The sequence below is a fragment of the Streptomyces sp. WAC07094 genome, from assembly GCF_036320405.1.
GTDB lineage: Bacteria > Actinomycetota > Actinomycetes > Streptomycetales > Streptomycetaceae > Streptomyces > Streptomyces lannensis.
Map to the genome: position 1 here is coordinate 7,379,260 of NZ_JAVMJZ010000001.1, position 17,603 is coordinate 7,396,862.

The window sequence follows — 17,603 nt, forward strand, 5'->3', positions numbered from 1 at the left end:
TCAGATGCGGGTGCCGGGCGAGCGGCGGCTTGCAGAGCCCCGGCGGGCCGCCGCAGGAACGAGATGCCACGGCATGCCGCATCTTCGACCAGTACCTCTCGGCGCGGCCTGGGACTCCAGCAGTTCCGCTGCCGTAGTCCCAGGACTTGCGCATCCGGCGACTACTTGAGCGCTACTGCGTCACCGGCCGACACGATCCGGGCCGTTGTCGTCGTGCCGGGGAAGTACCAGCGCCAACTCCCCGCCGAAGTGACGGTCATCTTGGTGCTGAGCTGCCCGGAGCTGCCCGTCTTCACAGTTTTGACCGTGCTGTAGTGCGCCGCGCCGGCCTTGCGGTACTGGAGTTTGACGACCTGTCCGGTGAACCCCTGGTACTTCAGGGTCTCCCAGTTCGCCCGCGACAGTTTGCCGGTGATCGTGAGCTTCGCGCCCTTGGCGACCGGCTCGGGGGCTGCGTCCGTTGTCAGCCTCGAGGCGCGCTTCACCTTGTACTGGGCAATGGAATCGGAGATCCAGTAGTCGCCGTCGTTGGCCTTGACCGTGGCGTTCACCGTCCATAGGCCGGCGACCTTGTTGGAATCTATGTCGTCGCTGGCCCTGATCCAGGCCGGGTCAACCGTCATGGTTGCTGTGCACACCGACGTGGTCGAGGTCTTCTTCCGGCACGTCGTGCCCGTCCAGTCGAAGAAGCCGTACCCGTTGGAGCGGTTGAAGGTACTGACGCTGGTGAGCCCCTTCACCCCTGAGTTGTCCCTGACGGTGATGGCGATCGGGAAGGTCACCTTCTTCGTCGTGCCGATCGTGACGTTGGCCCCGCCGTTGACGACGGCCGACACCACTCGGACGTCCCCCCGTCCCTCGGCGTGGGCACTCGTCGCCGCCAGCAGCACCAGGGCGATTGCCCCTCCTGCCGCCACCCAGTCGGTTCTTCGCCTGGCGCGTGTTGTGCCTTTCATGGTCCTCCCCTTATGAACCGATCATGAAGTCGATCAGTCGGAGAGGTTACACACAAGGTCTGGCGCTACGCGTGTGCGTTGTCGTGACGTTGTGCGTCACCGCACGCTCGGACGCTCCCGATGGTCTGAGCAGGAAGGTCCATCCGGCCGGCGACAGCCAGGCGCGACCTCTCGCCATCCGCGTCACCGCAGGGCAGGCCGGTGACGCGCCGGCCGTCGAGGCGGTCATGGCGAGGATCCGGATTTCGCGAATCGGACTCGGAAGGCCGAGAACCCACCCTGTGGTCGTCCTTGTGGATCGGGCTCACTCTTCTCGCGCGATCCGGGGGCACCTCCGTCGGCGGGCATCCGGCCGATATCCCTCAGGCCGCCGATCAGATCGGCCTCCGTCTGCGGTGACGCCGCGTCGGAAGACCCCACGCCACCAGGCCGGATCCATAAGGAAATAGCGGCGCGGTACGCCGTGGTGAAGAAGGAACCCGTGACAACGGCCGAAGTACCGCAGCCGCACCGTAGCGACAGCCTGCGCATGGTTGGAGGGGAGCGAGGCGCAGTTTCACCGACCCTGGGAGCAGTAAGTGGGCAACTCGGTGCCCTTGGCGAGGGAGTTCGTCCACTCACGTTCGTGCGGAAGACGCAGGCCGTAGAGTCCGATGACGGAGCAGGCCCCGGGGACCGTTCGTCAGGATGTGCGGCGCAGGGTCAGGACGTTGTCGGTCACGGTGGCCCTCTGCCCTGCGGGTCCGGTGGCGGTGCGTTGGGGGGCGTGGCAGCGCTCGGGCGTCCAGGAATCGTCCAATTCGAGTGAGGCGAGGATCTCGTCGGGGTGGGGGAAGTGGACGTCGTTTCCGGTTTGCCAGGACCAAGGGGCGATGGAGGCGTGTTCCACGATGATCAGCAGTCCGCCAGGGGTGACGGCGGCCGCCGCGCGGCGCAGCACCTTCGTACGAGGGATGTCGAGGGGAGTGTGGAAGTAGCTGGCGTTGACCAGGTCGAAGCGGCCTTCGGGAAAGTCGTGGGCGAGATCGTGGCGGGCGGGGTGCACACGATTACTCACGCCGCCGGCGCGGGCACCGGTGGCCACGCGCTGCAGGGCGGTGGGGGAGACGTCGACAGCGGTGACGTCCCAGCCTCGGGTGGCGAGCCAGATGACGTCGCCGTGGCCGCAGCCCAGGTCCAGTGCTGTGCCAGGGGTGGGGGCGAAGGTGGTGACGAGGTCTGCGAAGACGGCGTTGGGTTTCATGCCCCACTGATCGTCCAGGGCCGCGTAGTGCTGTTCCCAGAAGGCTGCGGAGTCGCTGCCGGTGGTCATTGAGTGCTCTCTTTCGTCAAAGGCAGCTGGGTCAGATGGCGTGGGCAGGGGTGTGGGCGGGAACGTCGGTGTGCTCGTGCTTCTTGATCAGCAGAACGATCGCGGCGAGCGCAAGAGCGAACGCGACGGCGCCGGCGATGAACGCCAGGCGGTAGCCGTGGATGTAGCCGTCCAGGCGTACTGCCTGGGTGATCTCGCCGTCGTGGTCGTTGAGGAAGCCGGAGAGGGCGGAGATGTAGAGGGTGTTGAGCAGGGCGGGGCCGATGGCACCGCCGATCTGCTGGGTGGTGCTGATCATGGCGCTGGCCACGCCGGTGTCGGAGGGATCGATGCCCGTGAGTGCGGTGTTGGGCAGGGCGACGAAGAAGACGCCCAGGCCGAGGCCGGTGAGGATCATGGCGGGGAGGACGACGGGCAGGTAGCCGCTGGTGGCCTCGACCATGACGAGCCACAGGGCATCGAGCAGGGTGACGGCGAGTCCTGCCGCCATCAGCCGCTTGGGGCCGGTCCTGGCGACGAGCGGAGCGCCGAGGGTGGCGGCAGCGATGATGCCGACGCTGAAGGGGAGGAAGGCCAGTCCGGCGTGGAGGGGCTGGTAGCCGAGGTTGACCTGCAGGTAGTAGGTCAGGAACAGCATCAGACCGAACATGCCGGCGCTGGTGAGCAGGGAGGCCAGGAACGCGCCGCCGCGGTCACGGTCCAGGACGACGTGCAGGGGCAGCAGCGGGTGGTCGGTGCGGCCTTCGACGGCGACGAACGCGATCAGCAGGATCGCTCCGACGGCCAGCAGGATCCAGGTCGATCCGCTGGACCAGCCGTCTTCGGTGGCGTGCGTGAAGCCCCGGACCAGGGCGACCAGGCCGGTGGTGACCAGCACGGCTTCGGGGATGTCGTAGCGGCGCGTCCCCTCGGCGCGGCTCTCTCGGACGGTGGGGATCGCGGCCACGGCGGCGAGCGCGATGGGGGTGTTGACAAACAGGCACCAGCGCCAGTTCGCCTACTCGGTGAGCACACCACCGGCGATGAGTCCGACGGCGCCTCCGGCGCCTTGCAGGGCGCCGTAGACGCCGAATGCCTTGGCGCGCTCGCGGCCGTCGGTGAAGGTGACCGCGATCAGCGACAGGGCGGCCGGCGCGAGGAGCGCGGCGAAGGCGCCCTGCAGCGCGCGTCCGGCGAACAACGCCGCACCGTTGGATGCGACACCGGCGACCATGGAGGCGAGGGCGAAGCCGACCAGTCCGATCATGAAGACGCGCTTGCGGCCCACGAAGTCGACGACGCGACCGCCCAGCAACAGCAGACCGCCGAACGCCAGCGCGTAGGCGGTCACCGCCCACTGTCGGTCGGCGTCACTGATCTGCAGATCGGCCTGAGCCCGGGGCAGCGCTATGTTGATGATGGAGGCATCGAGTACCACCATCAGCGTCGCCACCGAGATCACGGTCAGTGCCGGCCAGCGCCGCGGGTCGAGCGCGATGCCCGGGCTCGTCGTATCGGTCGCTGCAGTCATCACTGTCCAATCAAGGTGTGAGCTGGTCCAAGGGGGAGCGGTCCGGCGGGACCGCGCTCGCGACAATGCACGCGCGCCTGCCAAAGTTGCAAAGCTCGATGCCGTTTCGGCAACCTGGATCCATGGATGAACAGAGGCGTCACGATGTGCTGGCAGCCGTCGGCCCCCGGCTGCGGAAACTGCGGCGCAGCAAGTCACTGACTCTGGCTGATGTGGCGGCACAGACGGGGGTCAACGAGAGCACGCTCTCGCGCCTGGAGAGCGGGGCGCGCAAACCGACCCTGGAACTCCTGCTCCCGCTCGCCGAGCTCTACGACGTTCCCCTGGACCAGCTCGTCGGCGCGCCCCGCACCGGCGACCCGCGCATCCATCTGCGCCCGGTGAGCCGCGACGGCATGACCTATGTGCCGTTGAGTCATCCCGGCGGCGTTCAGGCACACAAGCTGCTCATCTCGCCGAGGCCGGAACGTGAGCCGGAGCTGCGCACCCATGAGGGATTCGAGTGGCTGTATGTGCTGGCCGGGCGGCTGCGCCTGATGCTGGGCGATCAGACCCTGGTACTCAAGCCCGGGGAAGCTGCCGAGTTCGACACCCACGTGCCGCACTGGCTCGGTCCGGACGACGACCAAGTCGTGGAACTGCTCGTGCTGTTCGGGCAACAGGGGGAGCGGGCTCACCTCAGGGCACGCACCACCTGATCCGGCTTTGGCAGTACCACGATCGGGCGCCGGGGCGGGATCAGGCGCCCGAGTCGATGTCGAGACCGTGCACGCGCGTGCCGAGGACACCCGGCATCCCTGACCTCTACGCCTTCGTGCGGTCACGCCGGACACGGCGGGCCGTCGAGGCCTGAGCACCTCTGCTCGCCCCGTTCCCTCAAGCGGTGTGCAGCGCGTCGGCCGGGTAGGCGTGGTTATGCCGCCAGCTGTTGGGCCCCGTACTGCTTTCACGAGGCCGCTTCGTTCTACCGACGACATCCTTCGAATCACGACGGCGAGGTGAGCCGGAAGAAGCGCCTACGAGTCGTTCCGAATCCCGGTGGATTCTGCTCTGCGGGCGAGGCACAATCCCCAAAGACGGGCGGCGAGGGGGAGCTTGCTTGGACGTGTTCGCGTGTGCCGGGTGCGGCACGGAGCTGACGGCACCGGTGTCCCGGGTCGCCCTGCCCGTTCACACCCACCACGGGAGGTGGGAGGAACTCCACCCGCCGTTGATGAAGCCCGCGACGTACGCCGTCGACCCCCAGCCCACTGGACCGCCCTGGCGGCTGTGGAAGGAGGTCGGACCGGACGCGGCTGCTCGACAGGGTGTGTTCGCCCCGGTGTACTCCGTCTCCTTCGGCGCGCGGAACAGGATCGTCATCGCCCCCGGCGACTCCCGGTCCATGACCCTGATCCCCGACAAGTGCGAAGGCTACTGCCGCGGTGTGGACGGCCGGACCGGCCCAAACCTGGCGTGCGAGGGGTGCGGGCGGCACGTGGCAACCCGCATGGACGACTGCGGAATGTGGCAGACGGTGTGGCTCGAACCCGACGCGGTCGTACCCCGCTCCTCGGGGCTGCCGGCCGGTCCGCCTCCCGACTGGGACGATCTGGAACGCGCTGACCATCGCGTCCCACCCGTCGAACCCGACGGGTCGTGGTGCCGTCGCTGGGAGGCGGCAGTCGGAGTCGCGCTGGCCCATCTCGTGGCGGTCACCGAGGATCGTCCGGTCAGCCTCCCGGTCGGACCCGTCGCCGAGTTGCTCGGCCACGCAGTCGGCCGGTATCTCCCCGCCGGACCCGGGGCCCGGTCCGTGGGGCTGGCCGGCCCTGGGATCCACCTGCCGCGGCCCCGTCCCGACGTCCTCCTCGTCCCCCGCCACCCCCTCACGGGGGCGCCCTGGCGTCCGCCAGGCATTGAGGAAGCCGTGGTGCCGCTGGACAGCGGGGTCTGGGCGTACCTCGCCCACCCGGGCGAGACCTCGCCGATGCCCGCGACCGGGGTCCTCCCGGAGGGCGTCCTGCGTGACGACTACGCCCTGCCGCCGCGCCCCTGGCACCTGCTGACGCCCGACCACGGCGCCTTCGACTACACCCTGGTCCGGCTACCTGCCGTACGCACCCACGGGCTGCGCAGGTATCGCGACGCGTACCGCCAGGCCGTTTCCTCTGCATCAGCGGGCTGACCCGAGGAAGCGGCACGGAGAAGCGGGAGCATCGTTTTCGTCGAGGTGCACGGATTATTTAGCCGGCACAAGTACACATGAGCGATCTTGGCCGTCATGGCGAGGCTTTGCAGTCCAGGTTCTGCGCCGTTGTGTCAGGGACACCCAATTTTGGCTTGCCGCTGTCTTTGACCTCGTCGTTCATCGGGCTGTCATCGCGATCGGGGCTGGCGGTCATGCGGAGTTGGCCGCTGATGGACCGATCCCAGATCAGTCCATTGACGTCTGTGATGACCGTCGACACGAACCAGAGAAAGCCCTCTTGGCATGTACGGCTCGGTCCCTACACTCGCCGAATGAACAACTACACGTGCACGCAGTGCGGCACCGTTGGTCTGGCGGAGGGTTTCATCGAGGACGCCGGTGAGCATTCGCGCGGGTACGCGCGCTGGATCGAGGGCGCGTTGGAACGGGGGTTCTTCGGCGGCGCCAAGCGGCTGGGTCGGCCCCGCCGGCAGATTGAGGCGTACCGCTGTCCCAAGTGCGGACACCTTGAACTGTTCGCAGCCGCCGAGGTGTAGCGGGCTCCCGGTGTCCCGCCCGCGTGCCCGTCCGCCTGGCAGGCACGCGGGCGTTTTCGCGTACCGTCCATTGCCACACGCGTAACAGGCTGATGTGAGACGGCGTGCTGTCGAGCCCGACTCCGTTGCCTGCCTACGGCCTCACTCGTCCGCGCTGCTCGGCATGCACAACCGGGGCGTAGTTCATAGGGTGCCAGTGCCCGGCTTGGACGGCAGGGCTTGGCGGTCCCGCGCTACCTCGCACGCCGCGCGGGACTGCCGCACCTTCTCGGTGACCATCCTGTAGCGGCGTACTTCCGGGGCGGTATGGCCCTCCTGCGGCGTGACCCCGCGTACGGCGCACTGATGACTGATGTCACTGTGGAGAACACCGCGGGGGCCGCCGTTGCCCATCCGATCACGTGGTTGGCAGAGGATCCGCGGCTGACGTCAGCCGGATCGCGACGGATACCTGACCAGCTGGGGCGTGCGTGAGCCCGGGGTGGTTCGGCACTGCGGATCTCGGAGGCAGCCAGCGCTGGTGAGCGCAGTCAACCACCGTGGAGACCCCACGCGTCGAGGCCACCGTACACATGGGCCTCGAGGCATTGAGGTGCCTCAAGGCCAACGGCCTCGCCTCGGTAGAGGGCGATGAGCGAGTCCTTGCCGCGCCACCAGGTGTCGGTTACTCCCAGCACTTCGGGTATCGGCTCGTACTCGCGGAGCTCAAGGGACTGAACCGCCTCGCCGGTGATCTTCGTGACGGTCTTGGCACAGCGACCGGCATGGTCGGCGAGCGCCAAGGATTCCACCCATCCGTCCGTGCTGGCATGCAGGGGCGTCCAGCGATCGGCGTCGATCCCGAAGGCGCCTTCGGGACCGATCATGAATCCGTAGGCCATTGATACCCGGCAGGTCCCGGCCGGGAACGACCAGCCTTCTGCCGCCGAGCCCTCGGGAAAGTCGGCGCCCAGGATGCGGGGGCCGCCCTCGTAAAAGGGCGCCGGCGGCAAGGCGAGGCCGCCCCATCGCTCCTGGAAGTCCGTGGCCCGGTCGACCTCCGCAGCGGGAACCCCATGCCCGATCCACGCGTCGCGGTGGTGCCGGACGCTCTGCTGAGGGACATGGATGCCGTTCACCTCGATGAACCTCTCGGCGCGGCGGCTCAGGCCAGTTGGCGCGACCGGGATCAGCGACGTGGAGGTGTCGGCCCTCATGGCTGCTCGCTGCCGCTGGGGTGGAGCACGGCCCCCGCGATCTCCCGCACGCGGTCCATGGTGATTCCCGTGCGCTGTTCGACGGCGAGAGGATGTTCGGTGGGCTCGAGCTCGACGTAGGGGCGCTCACCAATCGGGCGGGTGTGGACATGCGTCTTCAGGTTGAGGGTCGTGGTCGAGTAGACCTGCAGTTCGGTGGTGAGCCAGCCGAAATACGGTTTCTCAGCCTTGCGGCCCAGCCTGTCCCACGGATCCGCAGCCCGGGAGAAGTTCTCATGACTGAGCGAGACCCAGACGCCCCAGGAGAACACGTCGTCGGTGTCGATAACCGGTATCTCGATCAAGCCCTTGACGAAGTAGTGCTGTCCAAGGATCACGCACTGGTCCGACGAGAGCATGCAGTCGTCGGCGCCGACGAAGGCCGGATCCCACACGGCCGGGGCCTCGGCTGTGTAGTTCATCGGCAGTTCAGGGTGATGGGCCCCGCAACATGTGCAGGTGAATCCGAGATCACTGGTCATGGTGCTGGAGCCTAGTGACGGGCTCCGGTACCACCCCGGTCGGGAGCTCCATAAACGGAGCCTGTACGGCCGCGCATCCGCCCCACTCCTCCGAGCGCGGATTCTCACCCCACGTGATGTGGACCTCCGTGCCGGAACTCAGCTCGGGTTGGGAGGAAGTTCGTTGCGTAGCCTCCAGATTTCCTTCCACCGCCGGGCGTGATCGGTCGCCAACAGCGGGTCGGGCGCGTCGGCCCGATGCACGGCAAGGCTGACCCCGCACTCCCCGCACAGCAGATGGATCCGGTAGACGCCGTCGTGCCAGGTGTTGGTGTTGTCCCGGTTTTCGCATACACGGCACGTCAGTGCAGGAGCTTTATCGGGCGGGACCGACGAACGGAGCACCCGCTCGACGACCACTGGCAGCGGCTCGTCGGGATGAATCGTCGGCTCGGGACAGTAGGCGATGTTCCCCCACCCACGCTGCCGGCTCCGCCAGGACTCGTCTGCTTTCACCTGCCGAAAGCCACATGCCTTGGCCGCTCGGCGACTGTTGGCACAGGTACGTTCGTCAGCCAGCCAGAGCTGTCGGGCCTGGTGCAGCTCCTCGACGGCGCGTATCAGGGAGCTTGGATCCTTCTCCAGATCCTTGGGAATCCGCGCACTGAGGCAGAGGTGGTGATACGTGGCTCGGAAGCCATAGGGCGCGAAGTGGACGAGGCAAGACCGTAGATTTGTATGCCGGACGCGTGCCGGAAGGCCCTCGTCGTGGACCCGTCTCAGGTGTGTGTTGAAGCTGCTCATCCCAGGACGCTACGGCCTGCCGAGCACGGATCGCACTCCACTTTGGCACCCCAAGGTCCGGGGGCACTTTGCTGCATCGAGGTAGAAGTCGCACAGGGCGTCGAAGTGGATCAGCAGGTACTCGCGCGGGCCGCCGATGATGTGGTTGGCTCCGTGGGCGATCAGGTGTCCGGCTTCGAGCTCGTCGGTGGGCAGGGCGGCCAGGAGGGAGGGCACGTCGACCTGGTCGAGCAACTACCCGGGCGAAGTACCGCACCTGGAACCAGTGACGCGGCTACCGCACGGTCGGGACCCGCACCGGAACCGTCCCGGAGAAGATCACGCTGGCGAAGGTACAAGCGACGTCCATAGATCATGACAACTCCAGCAGGCACTGACAGCATGTGACAGTGCCTGCTTCCTTCGAACTTCCCGACATCACACAACGAGCCTGGGAAGTGCTGCTGCGTGGTCTGGCCGGCAACCCGTCGGCCCCTGCGGAGATCCTGATTCGTCTGACGGCGGCGAACATAGATCGGTCCGGGCTGGCCCGGCGCCGCGACCTTCCCGCGGAGGCTGCGGCGGCGCTTGCCACCGACTCCGATGTAGACGTGCGGTTGGGTCTCGCGTCGAATCCGAACCTCCCGCCTACGGTTCAGGTCGTCCTTGCCGACGATGCTGACCCACAGGTCCGGGGTCGGCTGGCTGAAGGAGCGGAGTACTTCACCACCTCCGGCGTGCACGGGCGCCGAATCCCCGGCCCACTGTCTCGCGAGGTCTACGAAGTACTGGCCCGCGACCCGGAGCCGAAGGTCCGCCGCTCACTGGGCTTCAACCGTCATCTGCCAGACGACGTACGGGCCGTGATGCTCAATGACTCGGACCCACGAACGGCCGCCATTGCCGCTGCGGAATGGCCTTCGGCCCCGACCGATCGGATCGGAGATCTCCTGGCGCGGGTGACCGGTGCCTTCGGCCGGCAGATGCTCCTGCTCCGCCTGGACGGCCCGCTTCCCGCAGAGGCAGCACACGCCATGCTTGCCGACCTCGACTCCGCCGCAGCCAACGAGTACAGCATGGCTCTGCTGGGACAGATCGCCGAAGTGGTCGACCTTGACGCTGGTCTGACCGACCGATTCATGGCCAGTCCGGACTTTCGCGCGGCGGTGGCGGCCAACCCGACGCTGTCAGCCGAGTATGTCGCGGACTTGGCGCACGATCCGGACAACCAGGTTCGCGCGGCTGTTGTCGCACGGCGCGGCCTCGATCCGGCGTTGCGCGAGTCGATACCGGTCGACTACAACGACCGGAGCAGCGAAACCGTCGGCTGGCTGCTCACTGAGAACCTGTTCGAGCAAGAACAACTTGCGTTCGCCCGAAGCCGTCACCAGATCTTCCGTAAGACCCTGGCCCTGCGGGCCGATCTATCGGAGGAGGTTGTCGAGATCCTCGCCCGGGACGAAAGCTTCGCGGTTCGACTGTTCGTGTGTGAGCGACAGTCGAACGCCCCCGGCTGGCTGTTGACCCAGATCGTCGAACAGTGGACCAGCTACAGTCGATGGGACATGCTCCGCCACAAGAACTTCCCCGCTGATGCCGCCACTCGCCTGGCCTGTTCCGATAAGCCCCACGATCGTGCGGTTGCCGCAGCGCATCCCGGTTTGTCGGCCGACACGCTCGAGACCCTGCTGGCCGACGACGATGACACAGTTCGAGGTCGTGCTGCGACCAATCCTGCCGTTCCAGCCGACCGGCTGATCGAATTGCTCGGCTCTGCCGACTGCGTCATTGCCGCAGGTGCTGCCGCGAACCGGGTGCTTTCCGTGGTCACGATGCGCCAGTTGGTTGATCAAGCAGGTCTGTGACACACGGCGCGATCACCGCCCTGGTCGACATACTCGATGACCTGTGCTTCGTCCACGCTTCGAGTCGGTGATCGCGCCGCCAGCTGGTCAGATATGCAACTCCGCATGGCTTCGATCCCGTCGGCCGGTAGCGCTCGGACAGCGGCGGGGCTCGCCGCTTTCCCTGATCAGCGATTGGTAGGGCTCACCTCCGAGGTAACGGTCGGGGCGAAGTTCTTCTATACCGTGACAGCGACCCGATGAAGGCGAGTCAACGCTCCGGCCTCTGTTGGGAAGTGCAATGCTGAGAAGTATGGCTCCATGGTTCCGGCCCCGCCGGAACTCGGCTGCCGAGACCTGCTCGCACAGCTCCTCAAAGTCAACGGCAGCACTCTCGGCAGGGCCGTTCGACACGTCGCCCTCCTGGCCAACCTCGGCTGCATGATTCCACCCTCGACAGCCAGATTCCGGATCCTCGCTGACCTCACTGTCTTCCTCGCGAACAACAACCTCACGGAGATCAAATCAACATGCTGATTCTCCGCGAGCCCCTATTGGGCGGGGATGGCATGGCACGTAGAAGTGGCCGACGGGCCCCCGCCGCAACACCTCGCACCACGTCTTGGGCTACCCCTCTTGTCCGTCCTGCTCTCCCTCCGCGCGGTTCACGGGTGAGCTATCCTGCGCGCATGCGCGGACAGTTCACCGGCTGGCCGGAGCAGGCCATGGACGTGTTGTGGCAGCTCCAGGGCGAACCGACCCACGCGACTCGCGAGCGCTGCCGCGCGGACCGTGAACGCCTCGTCCGGCAGCCGATGATCGCCCTGCTGAACGAGGTCGCGGACACCGACCCCCGGTACGAGGATTTCTCCGTCTGGCACTACCGCACCAACTCCTGGTGGTGGCAGCACCAGGGCGCGGTGATCCGACTCGGCCGCAAGATCGAGATCGGTCTCCGGTTCGACCTGGACGGCCTGCGGATCCAGGGCGCCTGGTGGTACCCCGATCCCGGCCAGGTGGACATGTTCCGCAAAGCTGTCGCCTCCGAGGGGAGTGGCCGCGAGCTGTCCGCCATCGTCGAGGACGTGCAGAAGAAGGGCTACGACATCTCCGGGGACGTGATGAAACGCCCCCCGCTCGGCTATCCGACGGACCACTCCCGTATGAATCTGCTGCGCCACCGTTCGTTGATTGCTGCCCGTCTCCTCGGCTCCGAGGAGTGGCTGCACACCCCCGAGGCGGTCGACAGGGTCCTGTCGGCAGCCGCCGACCTGGACGCCCTGCTGATGTGGCTGGTCCGCCACGTGAAGCGTGCCGCCTGAGAGGGCGGAAGGCGACAACGCGGAGCACCGCCGGGTCCGTGCCCGCGTCGAGCATGCGATCGGCCGGCTGAAGGACTACGAGATCCTTCGCGACTGCCGACAGCACGGTGACGGCCTTCACCACGCAGCCCAAGCCGTCGCACACATGCACAACCTCGCCCTGGGCACGTGATCAGAACAGCCGTGGCTGCCATGTGTCCTGCAAAATCACAGCCTTTTGCAACACCCTTCAGCCCGCGCCGGATGTGGACGCCTGTACGTCGTGCGCTCGTGCTTCTTGCGTGCAGCCGGTCAGAGCGTCCCTCGGCGACACGCCGCTGCAGTGGGCTTCTCCGCGCGCGAGTCGACGCCGCCCGAGCGCTTCTGGGAACCACGAAGCTATCGGTCGATCAGATCGCCGTGCGCGTCGGATTGGGGACCGGATCCAACCTCCGCCTGCATTTTCGGAGAATCCTCGACGTGTCGCCGTCCGAGTATCGGGCCGCGTTCTCCGGCCGGACGATTCTTACTCCGGGACCGGGAGTGCCTGGCGCTCTGCGGGTGCCGTCGTAATGGCGCACACAGTCAGGGGTGTCGGCCCGGACCAAGGGGGCTCGATGGAAGGCAGCGGGCAGATCGCCGGAACGGTTGCCGCTTCGTGAGCCATGAGTAGTGCCGCTCGCGTCGGCGACCTGCCATCAACGCCGAAGCCGGCTGCGGCCGCCGCCGATGCCGTGGACCGCGTCGGCTCCAGCGCGACAGTGCCTCCGGTCGCCAAGCGGTGGGTGCGCATCCGCTCCGTCTTCCCTCCGCTGCCCGTTGCCTAGCGCAGTCCCTCATGACAGGAGGTCGTGACCGCGTGCGGATGGAGACTTGGCTTGCAGTTAGACTGTAAGCAGCTTCTATGAAGAGGCACGCACGAAGGGTCGAATCGGATGCACGAACTCGCAGGGCGGCCGGCACTTGTAGGCCGTCGCCCTCTTCTCCGCCGGATCTGGGCCTATGTGGAGCTCACGAAACCGCGCGTCTTGGAGCTGCTGCTCCTGACGACAGCTCCCGTGATGGTGCTCGCGCAGCGAGGCGTTCCCGATCTGTGGCTGATTGCCGCGACCGTGACCGGCGGGATACTCAGCGGAGGGTCGGCTGCGGCGTTCAACATGTATCTCGACCGGGACGTGGACGCGCGGATGAGTCGGACGGCGAAGCGCCCTCTCGTGACCGGTGAGGTATCGCCTCGCGCCGGGCTTACCTTCGCGTGGGCTCTGGCCGTCGCATCGACTGCGTGGTTCCTCATCACGGTCAATCTGCTGTCGGCTGCGTTGTCTGGGTTCGCGATCTTCTTCTATGTGGTGGTGTACACGGTTCTGCTCAAGCGCCGGACGGAGCAGAACATCGTCTGGGGAGGGATCGCGGGCTGCTTTCCTGTGCTCATCGGGTGGAGTGCGGTGACCGACGCCCTCTCCTGGTCGGCGGTGGTGCTCTTCGTGTTGGTCTTTCTTTGGACGCCCGCCCACTACTGGCCGCTCTCGGTGAACTACCGCGACGACTATCGCGCCGCGAACATACCGATGCTCGGAGCTACGCGGGGCGCACGCCACGTGGCCGCCCGGGTGGCCATTTATGCGTTCGCGACAGTGCTGTGCTCGATGGTGCTCATCCCGGTCGCCGGGATGGGACTGCTGTATTCGATGGTCATCGTCGCGTCGGGTAGCTGGTTCCTCTACGACGCCTCCCGCTTCTACTGGCAAACCCGGATATCCGACGCGGCGGGTGACGTGCCCATGCGCGTATTCCGCAGCTCGATCACCTATCTCGCCCTCGTCTTCGTCGCGGTCGCCATAGATCCCCTGCTCCATCTGACGCTCTGAGCCGAGGCATCCAGTGGCGAGGGGCCGCCGGCCTCGGTCGACGGGCTCCGATCCGTGGTGCCGATGCGGACCATCAACGCCGGGCCGATCGCCGAAGTACCGCCACTTCGAGTGCGGCATCACCTGTGCTCAACGCCGTGAACGACCAGGTCGCCGGCATCGAGCAGGTCTCGCGTGCCGAGTTCGCGCTGTTACTGACCTTTTCGGAGTGTTGTCGGGGGTGACGATTGGTCAGTTTGGCGATAGGCCAGTGATATGCGGTATGCGCAAGGGGGCGGGCTCCAGCCTCACGAGCAGGTGGCACGGGAGCGGATTCGGATGCTGGCTGCTGATGCGTTCGAACGCGGTGAGGACAACCCCGTCATCGCCAAAGACCTGCGTGTCAGCCGCCGATCGGTGGAACGCTGGAGGCGGTCCTGGCGGGACAGCGGCAGAGACGGCCTGCTCTGTTCCGGGCCGGCCAAAGCCCGAAAGGTGAGTGAGGAAGACTTCGCCGCACTCGAGGAGGAGTTGCTCAAAGGGGCAGTCCTCCACGGGTGGCCGGACGAGCGGTGGACGCTGTCACGCATTCAGTTGCTTCTCGCGCAGGTGACAAGAATCCAGCTGTCCATCCGTGGAGTGTGGGAACTACTGCGTTGTCACGGTTGGTCATGCCGCCAGCCGGCACGGCGGGCTGTCGAACGCAACGAAGCGGCAGTCGCGGGATGGATCAAGGAGACGTGGCCGTCGGCAAAGCCACTGCCGCGGCGCTCGGGGCCTGGCTCGTCTTCGAGGACGAGGCCGCCGTCTCGATGACGTCGCACCGCAGTCGCACATGGGCCCCGCGCGGGCCCACTCCCACAGTCCAGTTCAACGGCGGCTCCCGTGGACGTGTCACGCTCGCCGCTCTTGCCTGCTACAAGACCGGCGAACGCAGTCGGCTGATCTACCGGCCGCGCGTCCAGGGACATCTGCGAGGCGATCACCGGGGCTTCACCTGGCAGGACTACCGCGACCTGATCGTACGGGCCCACCTCCAACTCGGCGGCCCCATCATGGTGATCTGGGACAATCTCAATGTCCATCGCAGCACGGCGTTACGGCAGTGGGCGGCCGGACAGGACTGGCTCACCATCGTCCAGCTGCCCACCTACGCTCCCGACCTCAACCCGGTCGAAGGTATCTGGTCACTGCTGCGACGCTCCACCACCGCCAACATCGTCTTCACCGATAGAGACCACTTGGTCAGGGCCGTCCGTTCCGGCATGCGCCACATCCAACACAGACCCCAACTCATCGACGGCTGTCTCACCGGAACTGGACTGCCACAATGAATGCGACAACACTCCGAAAAGGTCAGTAGGGCAAGTCGGTCAGGGTCTGCTCGGCGGCGGTCGGCTTGCCCTTTGTCCCCGCGCCGCGAGCACGGAAGCGTTCGCCGCCGCGTTGCTTGAGTCGTCCTTGCTCGCGTAACTCGTCAATCTACGGGGCCAGTTGGTCGATGACCTCGTCCAGCGCTGGTTCGGACATGCCGGTCAGCTCCGGGTTGTGTATCCAATGGGGGGTGCGGGGATGGTCGGGGGTGCTTGAGGGCTCCAAGAGGCGCGAGCGTGCAAGCCTTCAGCGCCGTGCCGTCGCTTGGTCAGCCGCGCCCCGAGTCTTCGAGGGCCTGCGGGAGCGGATCGCTGTTGGACGCCTCGGCCGTGGGGGCGGGGGCCTGGTGTACCCAGGTCGTGGCGGATCCGCCCAGCGCGCCGAGCGTCGTTTGGATGAGGAGGTCGACCTTCGACTCTGTCTCGTCGGTGGTCGATGAGGCCAGGCTGGGGGAGTCCGCGGGCAGGTCATGGACCTCGTGGAGAAGGGCCAGATAGACCTGCCGACACCAGGCGGCGTCCGCGGCGGTGATTGCCCCGGCATCTCGCAGGCGAGCGAAGAGCAGGTCAAGGCCGTCCAGGACGGCCGGTGTAAGTGCGGCGGTGAGCTGGATGGCGAAGCGATGGCTGAGTTTGAGTGAGAAGACGATCTGCGTCAGCCGGTAGAGCGCGATGAGGGGCGGCGCGGTTTTCACCCGCGCTTCTGCCAGTCCGAGCAGGTAGCGCTGAGTGAGCCGCTCCGCCAGGGCGTCCAGCAGTGCGGTGCGGGAAGGGAAACGGCGGTGAACGGTGGCTCGGCCGAGTCCAGCGGCGTCGGCGATCCGCTCCAGGGATGCGTTGGGTTCCAGGGCGAGCACCGCCTCCGCTGCATCCAGGATGCGGGCCATGTTGCGTTCAGCGTCAGCGCGTATCCGCCGGGAAGGACCCATGCCGCCTTCTCCTTTCTCGTCCTCGCGGTCACCCTACCCTTGACCTCGATAAATGAGACATTGGAATCTCACTTATTGACCAAGTGAGGCGATGGTGTTTCACTTAGGACGCTTGAGTCTTCTCACCAGGGAGTGCGTGATGGATCTTCAGCTCGTCGGCAAGCGCGTACTGGTCACAGGCGCCAGCAAGGGCATAGGTCTCGCGATCGTCCGGGCGTTTCAGGAGGAGGGTGCAAGGGTCATCGCGACGGCGCGGAGTGTCACGCCGGAGCTCACTGCTACTGGAGCCACTTTCGTTCCCGCCGACCTCTCCACGGCTGACGGCCCACAGCGGATGATCGAGGCCGTCCTGGCCGACGTTCCCAGGCTCGATGTCCTGGTCAACAATGCAGGCGGCGGCGTTGTGCCGGACGAGGCGTTCGGCGATCCGCTCGACGGCGGGGACGACGTCTGGGCAGCAGGGTTCGGTCTCAATCTCCACGCGGCAGTTCGGACCATCCGAGCTGCCCTGCCCTCGCTCATCGAAGCCAGGGGCGCCGTGGTCAACATCAGCTCCGACAGCGCCCGTCGGCCGGGCGGGGAGCCCATGCCCTACAGCGTTGCCAAGGCGGCCCTCAACGCCTTCACCAGGCAGCTCGCCGAGCGTGTGGCGCCCTCCGGAGTACGCATCAATACCGTGTCGCCGTCAGCGACGCGCACGAATCTGGTGACGGGCAAGGACGGATACATCGCACAGGTGGCCGCCAAGGTGGGCATCGATCACGACACGCTGGTGGCGAGTCTGCCGAAGCAGAACGGGATGCTCACCGGGACTCTGATCGACCCCGCCGAGATCGCACGGACCGTGCTGCTACTGGCATCTCCGACCATGCCGAGCGCGATCGGCGTGAACTGGCTCGTCGATGCGGGAGCAACCAAGGCCGTCTGAGCGCGCTCCTTAACCGCCTCAGCGAGCAGTTGGAGCGCTCGAGGCTGCCGAAGCCAGCTCGACGACCAGGCGGCCATGAGCCCAAGAAGCATCCGGCGCCATCCCGTACTGCCGAGCATGCGGCACTCGGCCAACAGGCAGTCACCGACGCCATGGCAGCGCGATCCCGGTCGCTACGGCTCGATCCCATACGTGTTTCGCAGCGTCGGGCCCAATGGCCTGAGGGATGAACAGGACGACCGCGGGACGTCGGGCGATGTGCCAGGATCCACGTGCGCACCGAGGCTCCCCGCTCGTTTCTTTGCTGGAGCCTCGGTGCGCACGTACACGTCCGATGACCAGTGTGCGACGCTGCGCATCAGTCCCTCAAGGTCGTGTTTGGCGGCCGGCGTTTGCG

General features: G+C 66.7%; 17 protein-coding genes and 6 pseudogenes. 13 read left to right on the top strand and 10 right to left on the bottom strand.

The window, feature by feature from the left end:
- Positions 1-161: 161 nt before the first annotated feature.
- A complete protein-coding gene (locus tag RCR19_RS32950; protein WP_331268418.1) occupies positions 162-956 on the bottom strand; it encodes a hypothetical protein in 795 nt (264 codons plus the stop codon).
- A 106-nt stretch (positions 957-1,062) separates the two neighbouring features.
- On the opposite strand from RCR19_RS32950, the pseudogene RCR19_RS32955 reads away from it, so the two are divergent.
- Positions 1,063-1,352: pseudogene (locus tag RCR19_RS32955) on the top strand (IS5/IS1182 family transposase); the annotation flags it as partial.
- Between the two features lie 286 nt (positions 1,353-1,638).
- Here RCR19_RS32955 and RCR19_RS32960 read toward each other — a convergent pair.
- Together RCR19_RS32960 and RCR19_RS32965 are read right to left on the bottom strand one after the other, a co-directional pair.
- The gene (locus tag RCR19_RS32960; protein ID WP_331268419.1) at positions 1,639-2,268 is read right to left on the bottom strand and encodes a class I SAM-dependent methyltransferase; all 630 of its coding nucleotides are present in this window, start codon (positions 2,266-2,268) and stop codon (positions 1,639-1,641) included.
- A 31-nt stretch (positions 2,269-2,299) separates the two neighbouring features.
- Positions 2,300-3,778 (bottom strand): annotated as a pseudogene (locus RCR19_RS32965) (MFS transporter).
- A 122-nt stretch (positions 3,779-3,900) separates the two neighbouring features.
- Here RCR19_RS32965 and RCR19_RS32970 point away from each other — a divergent pair.
- The gene (locus RCR19_RS32970; RefSeq protein ID WP_331268420.1) at positions 3,901-4,476 is read left to right on the top strand and encodes an XRE family transcriptional regulator; all 576 of its coding nucleotides are present in this window, start codon (positions 3,901-3,903) and stop codon (positions 4,474-4,476) included.
- Between the two features lie 401 nt (positions 4,477-4,877).
- Entirely contained in the window at positions 4,878-5,945 is a 1,068-nt protein-coding gene (locus tag RCR19_RS32975) for a hypothetical protein (protein ID WP_331268421.1), read from the top strand.
- A 94-nt stretch (positions 5,946-6,039) separates the two neighbouring features.
- On the opposite strand, the gene RCR19_RS32980 is transcribed toward RCR19_RS32975, so the two are convergent.
- Positions 6,040-6,228, bottom strand: coding sequence for a hypothetical protein (locus tag RCR19_RS32980; protein WP_331268422.1), 189 nt, complete (start codon positions 6,226-6,228; stop codon positions 6,040-6,042).
- Positions 6,229-6,280: 52 nt separating this feature from the next.
- On the opposite strand from RCR19_RS32980, the gene RCR19_RS32985 reads away from it, so the two are divergent.
- Positions 6,281-6,505 carry a hypothetical protein gene (locus RCR19_RS32985; RefSeq protein ID WP_220295175.1) on the top strand — a complete coding sequence of 75 codons (225 nt, stop codon included), beginning with the start codon at positions 6,281-6,283 and terminating at the stop codon, positions 6,503-6,505.
- A gap of 530 nt (positions 6,506-7,035) precedes the next feature.
- On the opposite strand, the gene RCR19_RS32990 is transcribed toward RCR19_RS32985, so the two are convergent.
- From RCR19_RS32990 to RCR19_RS33005, 4 genes are all read right to left on the bottom strand, one after another.
- Complete coding sequence (locus RCR19_RS32990; RefSeq protein ID WP_331268423.1) at positions 7,036-7,701, bottom strand: hypothetical protein; 666 nt, start codon at positions 7,699-7,701, stop codon at positions 7,036-7,038.
- The gene (locus RCR19_RS32995) at positions 7,698-8,162 is read right to left on the bottom strand and encodes a DUF2199 domain-containing protein (RefSeq protein WP_331268424.1); all 465 of its coding nucleotides are present in this window, start codon (positions 8,160-8,162) and stop codon (positions 7,698-7,700) included. The genes RCR19_RS32990 and RCR19_RS32995 overlap by 4 nt, the downstream gene beginning before the upstream one ends.
- A gap of 198 nt (positions 8,163-8,360) precedes the next feature.
- Positions 8,361-9,005 carry a hypothetical protein gene (locus tag RCR19_RS33000; protein ID WP_331268425.1) on the bottom strand — a complete coding sequence of 215 codons (645 nt, stop codon included), beginning with the start codon at positions 9,003-9,005 and terminating at the stop codon, positions 8,361-8,363.
- A 9-nt stretch (positions 9,006-9,014) separates the two neighbouring features.
- A complete protein-coding gene (locus RCR19_RS33005) occupies positions 9,015-9,239 on the bottom strand; it encodes a hypothetical protein (protein ID WP_331268426.1) in 225 nt (74 codons plus the stop codon).
- 155 nt (positions 9,240-9,394) lie between these two features.
- Here RCR19_RS33005 and RCR19_RS33010 point away from each other — a divergent pair, with 155 nt between their 5' ends.
- The 8 genes and pseudogenes from RCR19_RS33010 (at position 9,395) to RCR19_RS33045 (ending at position 15,310) form a co-directional block, all read left to right on the top strand.
- Entirely contained in the window at positions 9,395-10,849 is a 1,455-nt protein-coding gene (locus RCR19_RS33010) for a hypothetical protein (RefSeq protein ID WP_331268427.1), read from the top strand.
- Positions 10,850-11,167: 318 nt separating this feature from the next.
- A pseudogene (locus tag RCR19_RS33015) lies at positions 11,168-11,365 on the top strand (ISAzo13 family transposase); the annotation flags it as partial.
- 152 nt (positions 11,366-11,517) lie between these two features.
- Positions 11,518-12,150 carry a DUF2461 family protein gene (locus tag RCR19_RS33020; protein ID WP_331268428.1) on the top strand — a complete coding sequence of 211 codons (633 nt, stop codon included), beginning with the start codon at positions 11,518-11,520 and terminating at the stop codon, positions 12,148-12,150.
- A gap of 25 nt (positions 12,151-12,175) precedes the next feature.
- Positions 12,176-12,322 (top strand): annotated as a pseudogene (locus RCR19_RS33025) (IS5/IS1182 family transposase); the annotation flags it as partial.
- Between the two features lie 133 nt (positions 12,323-12,455).
- Positions 12,456-12,702 (top strand): annotated as a pseudogene (locus RCR19_RS33030) (helix-turn-helix domain-containing protein); the annotation flags it as partial.
- A 455-nt stretch (positions 12,703-13,157) separates the two neighbouring features.
- Entirely contained in the window at positions 13,158-13,997 is an 840-nt protein-coding gene (locus RCR19_RS33035; protein ID WP_331268429.1) for a heme o synthase, read from the top strand.
- 255 nt (positions 13,998-14,252) lie between these two features.
- Complete coding sequence (locus tag RCR19_RS33040; RefSeq protein WP_331268430.1) at positions 14,253-14,792, top strand: winged helix-turn-helix domain-containing protein; 540 nt, start codon at positions 14,253-14,255, stop codon at positions 14,790-14,792.
- Positions 14,789-15,310: an IS630 family transposase gene (locus tag RCR19_RS33045; protein ID WP_331269621.1), complete on the top strand. Its 522-nt coding sequence runs from the start codon at positions 14,789-14,791 to the stop codon at positions 15,308-15,310. Before RCR19_RS33040 ends, RCR19_RS33045 begins: the two co-directional genes overlap by 4 nt.
- A 40-nt stretch (positions 15,311-15,350) precedes the next feature.
- Here the strand turns inward: RCR19_RS33045 and RCR19_RS33050 are convergent.
- Both RCR19_RS33050 and RCR19_RS33055 read right to left on the bottom strand, forming a co-directional pair.
- A pseudogene (locus tag RCR19_RS33050) lies at positions 15,351-15,530 on the bottom strand (ISAzo13 family transposase); the annotation flags it as partial.
- Between the two features lie 88 nt (positions 15,531-15,618).
- Positions 15,619-16,236: a helix-turn-helix domain-containing protein gene (locus tag RCR19_RS33055; protein WP_331268431.1), complete on the bottom strand. Its 618-nt coding sequence runs from the start codon at positions 16,234-16,236 to the stop codon at positions 15,619-15,621.
- A 181-nt stretch (positions 16,237-16,417) separates the two neighbouring features.
- Here RCR19_RS33055 and RCR19_RS33060 point away from each other — a divergent pair, with 181 nt between their 5' ends.
- The gene (locus tag RCR19_RS33060) at positions 16,418-17,206 is read left to right on the top strand and encodes an SDR family oxidoreductase (protein WP_331268432.1); all 789 of its coding nucleotides are present in this window, start codon (positions 16,418-16,420) and stop codon (positions 17,204-17,206) included.
- Positions 17,207-17,603: the final 397 nt, after the last annotated feature.

Excerpts from the sequence above, each read along its gene's own strand:
- RCR19_RS32950 (WP_331268418.1), bottom strand. The coding sequence starts at position 956 with ATGAAAGGCACAACACGCGCCAGGCGAAGAACCGACTGGGTGGCGGCA.
- RCR19_RS32960 (WP_331268419.1), bottom strand. The coding sequence starts at position 2,268 with ATGACCACCGGCAGCGACTCCGCAGCCTTCTGGGAACAGCACTACGCG.
- RCR19_RS32970 (WP_331268420.1), top strand. The coding sequence starts at position 3,901 with ATGGATGAACAGAGGCGTCACGATGTGCTGGCAGCCGTCGGCCCCCGG.
- RCR19_RS32985 (WP_220295175.1), top strand. The coding sequence starts at position 6,281 with ATGAACAACTACACGTGCACGCAGTGCGGCACCGTTGGTCTGGCGGAG.
- RCR19_RS32990 (WP_331268423.1), bottom strand. The coding sequence starts at position 7,701 with ATGAGGGCCGACACCTCCACGTCGCTGATCCCGGTCGCGCCAACTGGC.
- RCR19_RS32995 (WP_331268424.1), bottom strand. The coding sequence starts at position 8,162 with ATGAACTACACAGCCGAGGCCCCGGCCGTGTGGGATCCGGCCTTCGTC.
- RCR19_RS33000 (WP_331268425.1), bottom strand. The coding sequence starts at position 9,005 with ATGAGCAGCTTCAACACACACCTGAGACGGGTCCACGACGAGGGCCTT.
- RCR19_RS33020 (WP_331268428.1), top strand. The coding sequence starts at position 11,518 with ATGCGCGGACAGTTCACCGGCTGGCCGGAGCAGGCCATGGACGTGTTG.
- RCR19_RS33040 (WP_331268430.1), top strand. The coding sequence starts at position 14,253 with ATGCGGTATGCGCAAGGGGGCGGGCTCCAGCCTCACGAGCAGGTGGCA.
- RCR19_RS33045 (WP_331269621.1), top strand. The coding sequence starts at position 14,789 with ATGACGTCGCACCGCAGTCGCACATGGGCCCCGCGCGGGCCCACTCCC.
- RCR19_RS33055 (WP_331268431.1), bottom strand. The coding sequence starts at position 16,236 with ATGGCCCGCATCCTGGATGCAGCGGAGGCGGTGCTCGCCCTGGAACCC.
- RCR19_RS33060 (WP_331268432.1), top strand. The coding sequence starts at position 16,418 with ATGGATCTTCAGCTCGTCGGCAAGCGCGTACTGGTCACAGGCGCCAGC.